Source organism: Sphingobacterium sp. UBA6645 (assembly GCF_002455685.1).
Taxonomy (GTDB): Bacteria; Bacteroidota; Bacteroidia; order Sphingobacteriales; family Sphingobacteriaceae; genus Sphingobacterium; species Sphingobacterium hotanense.
In genome coordinates this window covers 166051-171080 of sequence record NZ_DKLH01000008.1, presented here as the reverse complement: position 1 = coordinate 171080, position 5030 = coordinate 166051, and the positions used below count along the sequence as shown (strand labels likewise).

Genomic DNA, 5030 nt, shown 5'->3' with positions numbered 1-5030 from the left:
ACAACTTGCCACACGATGTCTTCTTTGAGAATCGTTATAGCGATAAAACACTATATACAATACAAATTGACGTCAGGAGCGTTAAAACTATCAAATATCGACTTACTGCTTAAAACTCAAAAATGAAAACAGTAATGAAATCGCAAAAGCTATAAAACAGAAGAAGGTGCCTTTTTAGACACCTTCTTTTTTTATTTTATCAAGATTCGTAAACTATTACTACATATATTTGTAATTCACATCATACGAAAGCATAATAAATGGAACTTTTTAATGTTTACCCTGTTAATCCTATCAATATCGTAAAAGCAAAAGGATCATTGGTATGGGATGAACAAGGCACAGAGTACTTGGATCTGTACGGCGGCCACGCTGTCATTTCTATAGGCCATACGCATCCTCACTATGTGGAGGCGCTTAAAAATCAGTTGGATAAGATTGGTTTTTATTCAAATTCCGTTTTAATTCCTATTCAACAACAACTTGCCCGACAGTTAGGCGAGGTGTCTGGAAAGTCTGACTATACCTTATTTCTTTGTAATTCCGGTGCTGAAGCGAATGAGAATGCATTGAAATTAGCATCCTTTCATACCGGAAGGAAGAAGATAATTGCTTTCAACAAGTCGTTTCATGGTCGTACGTCGTTAGCGGTTGCTGCGACCGATAACCCTAGCATTGTTGCGCCAGTTAATCAAACTGACAATGTTGTGTTTCTTCCGTTTAATGACGAAGAAGCTTTAACTAAAGCTTTTCGGGAGTATGGAGACGAAATCGCTGCTGTCATTATTGAAGGAATTCAAGGTGTCGGTGGTATTCGCGAGGCATCGGTTTCCTTTTTAAAAGCTATTCGTTCATTGAGCGATACTTACGGTGCAGTATATATTGCAGATTCCGTGCAATGTGGTTATGGAAGAACTGGTTCGTTCTATTCGCATGACTATGCAGGTGTAGAAGCAGATATCTATACGATGGCTAAAGGTATGGGAAATGGTTTCCCCATTGGCGGTATCACTATAGCTCCAAAGTTCAAGGCGTCATATGGTTTATTAGGCACTACCTTTGGTGGAAATCACTTAGCATGCGCTGCAGCTGTTGCCGTATTAGATGTTATCAAAGAGGAGAATCTACTTCAGAATGCTGAGCAAGTTGGGAATTATTTGATTGAGGAACTTAAGAAGTTTGATCAGGTGTTGGAAGTTAGGGGCCGGGGGTTGATGATCGGTATTGAGTTACCTGAAGAGCTTGCGCAAGTGAAGAAAGATCTATTGTCGATCAACAAGATTTTTACAGGAGAGGCAAAGCCGAATGTGATTCGTATTTTACCAGCATTGAATATTACTAAAGAAATTGCAGATCGCTTTTTAACAGCTTTTGACGAGCGTTTGAAAGCTTAATTATATCGACATGAAGAACTTTTTTTCTGTAGCGGATGTAAAAAATCTAAAAGCTATAGTAGACGAGGCATTAACGTTAAAAGCCAATCCTTTTGGCAACGAAGACCTTGGCAAGCATAAAACAATTGGTTTGGTTTTCTTAAATCCAAGTCTTCGTACGCGTCTTAGTACCCAAAAGGCAGCGATGAATCTTGGGATGCAGGTCATTGTGATGAACATGGATAAAGATGGCTGGGCATTAGAGACTCGTGACGGCGTTATTATGAATGGCACGACCGTAGAGCACATCCGAGAGGCTGCGGCTGTTATGGGCGAGTATTGCGATATCCTGGGACTACGTTCATTTCCATCACTGAAAGATAAGGAAGCAGACTATACCGAAGATCTATTTAATAAATTCGTCAAGTTCGCAGGCGTACCGGTGGTATCTTTAGAAAGTGCTACTAGACATCCATTGCAGAGTCTAACCGATTTGATTACCATTACAGAGCATAAAAAGAAAGATAAACCTAAAGTAGTACTTGCTTGGGCGCCTCATGTGAAAGCACTTCCGCAAGCTGTTCCAAACTCGTTTGCAGAATGGATGTGTAAGGCACAAGAAGAGGGCTTGGTGGATTTCACTATTGCGCATCCGGTTGGATACGAATTATCCGAAGAATTTACGGAGGGGGCCAACATCAGTAACAAACTTGATGAAGCCTTGGCCGACGCGGATTTCGTGTATGTAAAAAACTGGTCTTCTTTCAGAGAATACGGAGCGGTATATCCGGTATCTGAGGATTGGATGATGAATAATGAAAAATTAAAGCTGACAAATGATGCGAAGGTTATGCATTGTCTACCTGTTAGACGCGACCTTGAGTTATCATCAGAAATTCTCGACGGGCCGAATTCTTTAGTGATCAAAGAAGCAGGCAATCGTGTGTGGGCTGCGCAAGTGGTATTGAAGAGGTTGTTGGAGGGTTTGAAATAAAATAGAATGTCGGTATTAAACATTATAAAAATCGGTGGAAACATCATTGACGATTCTGTTCAATTAGATGCTTTCCTCGAAAAATTCTCTGCGTTGCAGGGACGTAAAATATTAGTCCACGGTGGTGGCAAAATCGCAACGCGTATCGCTGCCGATTTAGGTATAGAAGCTAAGATGGTCGAAGGACGTCGCATCACTGATGGACCGATGCTGGATGTGGTTACCATGGTCTACGCCGGGCTTACCAACAAGAATATAGTAGCCAATCTGCAAAAGCTGAATTGCGATGCTATAGGCTTGTGCGGGGCTGATGCCAATGTAATCAAGGCGATCAAACGTCCGGTTCGGGACATTGACTACGGATTTGCCGGAGATATCCTTGCAGATTCGGTGAATTCCCTTGCGATAAAGAAACTTCTGGAAGCCGAATTCACGCCGGTTTTTTCTGCAATTACTCATAATGGCATGGGGCAGCTTTTGAATACCAACGCAGATACCATTGCATCTTCCTTAGCCATCGCCCTGTCCAATGTCTACGAAGTTTCATTAATCTATTGCTTCGAGAAAAATGGTGTCCTATTAGACGTGGATAATGAAAACTCCGTAATCGAGACCATCCGTTCCGGAGAATTTCAGCAGTTAAAAGATAATAAAATTATACACGATGGCATGATTCCCAAGTTACAAAATGCATTTGATGCTATTGCAAAGGGGGTTAGCAATGTGTATATTGGCAATGCCAATAATTTACATCTGTACCAACAGCGTAAATTTGGCACTTGTTTAATTGCCTAAATCTATACAACATGCAAAAAATTACAATCATCGGAGGGGGTAATATCGGCCTTTCTTTAGCCAAGGGATTGGTGAAGGCTGATTATTGCCAAGCTGATGCAATCACGATCACTAGGAGATCGATGGTTTCATTAGAAGAGGAGAAGAACGCAGGCTTTGGAGTCAGCGAGAACAACGTCGAAGCCATTCAAGGTGCAGACTATATCGTGCTTGCTATTTTGCCTCAGCAGATTCGCAAAGTACTTGACGAACTACAGCCTTCTTTGAGTCCCAATCAGATTGTAATTTCAGTCGTGTCAGGTGTGACCTGCGCTGACATCAAAGAAGTCATCGGTAATGATAAAACAGTTATCCGAGTTATGCCGAATACAGCTATTGCTATTGGCCAATCGATGACCTGTATGGCGACTGATAACGCCACAGATGCTCAAATCAAAGCCGTTACGACAATGTTTGAAACGGTAGGTTCGGTAGTACTCATTAATGAGGATCTGATGACCTCGGCGACTGCATTGTGCGCCTGTGGTATTGCGTTCTTTTTACGTAGTATCCGCGCGGCATCTCAAGGAGGGGTAGAAATCGGTTTTCATGCACACGATGCGCTCAAAATGGCCATTCAAACCGCAAAAGGCGCCGCGGATCTACTCTTGCAGATGGAGAGTCATCCTGAAAGCGAGATCGATAAAGTTACCTCACCAAAAGGATGCACCATCGCAGGTCTCAATGAAATGGAACACAATGGCTTTAGCTCCGCATTTATCAAAGGCATAAAATTATCAGCTAAGAAAGCTGGAGGTTTATACAATGACTAATATATCAGAACTGACGAGCGATAGTATCGCATTATTGAAAAGCATGATCAGTACCCCCTCGCTTAGTCGTGAGGAAGAGCACACTGCCGCTTTAATACGTCAATTCTTTCATACCCATGAAATCCCAACGGAAAAAGTTGGCAATAATATCATTGCATATAATCAATTTCATTCGGCCGACAAGCCATATATTCTTTTGAATTCCCATCATGATACCGTCAAAGCGAACCCTGGCTATACGAAAGATCCCTTTCAGCCGCTGGTGGAAGATGGTAAATTGTATGGGTTAGGAAGCAATGATGCCGGTGGTTGCTTGGTTTCCTTAATTGCAGCATTCCGTTATTTCTATGCTCATCAAGATCTCCCATTCAACTTATGCCTCATTGCATCAGCAGAGGAGGAAGTATCGGGGAAGAATGGGGTAGAAGAAGCTTACAAACATGTACCGGCTTGTAGTTTCGCTATTGTCGGCGAACCGACCCTCTTAAATCTAGCTGTTGCAGAGAAAGGATTAATGGTTTTGGACTGTGCTGCACATGGGCAATCCGGACATGCCGCGCGTGAAGAAGGCATAAACGCCATCTACTTAGCGCTGGAAGATATAGCATGGTTCCGAAGCTTTCAATTTCCGAAGCTTTCTAGCTTCCTAGGACCGGTTAAGATGAGCGTAACGATGATAGACGCGGGTTCACAGCATAACGTTGTTCCTGCGCTCTGTAAATACGTCGTCGATGTGCGAAGTACAGACGTTTATACCAATCAGGAAATATTGGATATCATCAAATCGCATGTGAAATCCGAGGTAATCGCCCGGTCTACCCGTTTGAATCCTTCAACCATTGCGGTCGATCATCCCATCGTACAGTCGGGTATCAAGCTTGGAAAGGAAATCTATGGGAGTCCGACGATGAGCGATCAGGCATTATTGCCGATTCCTTCAATTAAAGTCGGGCCTGGAGATTCAGCAAGATCGCATACAGCAGATGAGTTTATCTATTTACACGAAATTGAGGACGGTATAGCTTTCTATATCTCACTTCTAAATAATATTATATA

Annotated in this window: 5 protein-coding genes; all 5 read left to right on the top strand. The window is 42.4% G+C overall.

What is annotated here, in order from left to right:
* Positions 1-260 precede the first annotated feature (260 nt).
* Positions 261-1394, top strand: coding sequence for an aspartate aminotransferase family protein (locus B2400_RS01805; protein WP_286651341.1), 1134 nt, complete (start codon positions 261-263; stop codon positions 1392-1394).
* A gap of 10 nt (positions 1395-1404) precedes the next feature.
* Positions 1405-2367, top strand: coding sequence for an acetylornithine carbamoyltransferase (locus tag B2400_RS01800; RefSeq protein WP_260039618.1), 963 nt, complete (start codon positions 1405-1407; stop codon positions 2365-2367).
* 6 nt (positions 2368-2373) lie between these two features.
* Positions 2374-3162 (top strand): acetylglutamate kinase, encoded by a 789-nt coding sequence (gene argB / locus B2400_RS01795; RefSeq protein WP_149524852.1) that lies wholly within the window; start codon positions 2374-2376, stop codon positions 3160-3162.
* Positions 3163-3173: 11 nt separating this feature from the next.
* On the top strand, positions 3174-3974 hold the full coding sequence (gene proC / locus B2400_RS01790; protein WP_149527628.1) for a pyrroline-5-carboxylate reductase: 801 nt from the start codon (positions 3174-3176) through the stop codon (positions 3972-3974).
* Positions 3967-5030, top strand: a 1064-nt coding sequence (locus tag B2400_RS01785) for a M20 family metallo-hydrolase (RefSeq protein WP_149524853.1), incomplete at its 3' end; no start/stop codon positions are given. The genes proC and B2400_RS01785, both read left to right, overlap by 8 nt.

Excerpts from the sequence above, each read along its gene's own strand:
- argB (WP_149524852.1), top strand. The coding sequence starts at position 2,374 with ATGTCGGTATTAAACATTATAAAAATCGGTGGAAACATCATTGACGAT.
- B2400_RS01805 (WP_286651341.1), top strand. The coding sequence starts at position 261 with ATGGAACTTTTTAATGTTTACCCTGTTAATCCTATCAATATCGTAAAA.
- proC (WP_149527628.1), top strand. The coding sequence starts at position 3,174 with ATGCAAAAAATTACAATCATCGGAGGGGGTAATATCGGCCTTTCTTTA.
- B2400_RS01800 (WP_260039618.1), top strand. The coding sequence starts at position 1,405 with ATGAAGAACTTTTTTTCTGTAGCGGATGTAAAAAATCTAAAAGCTATA.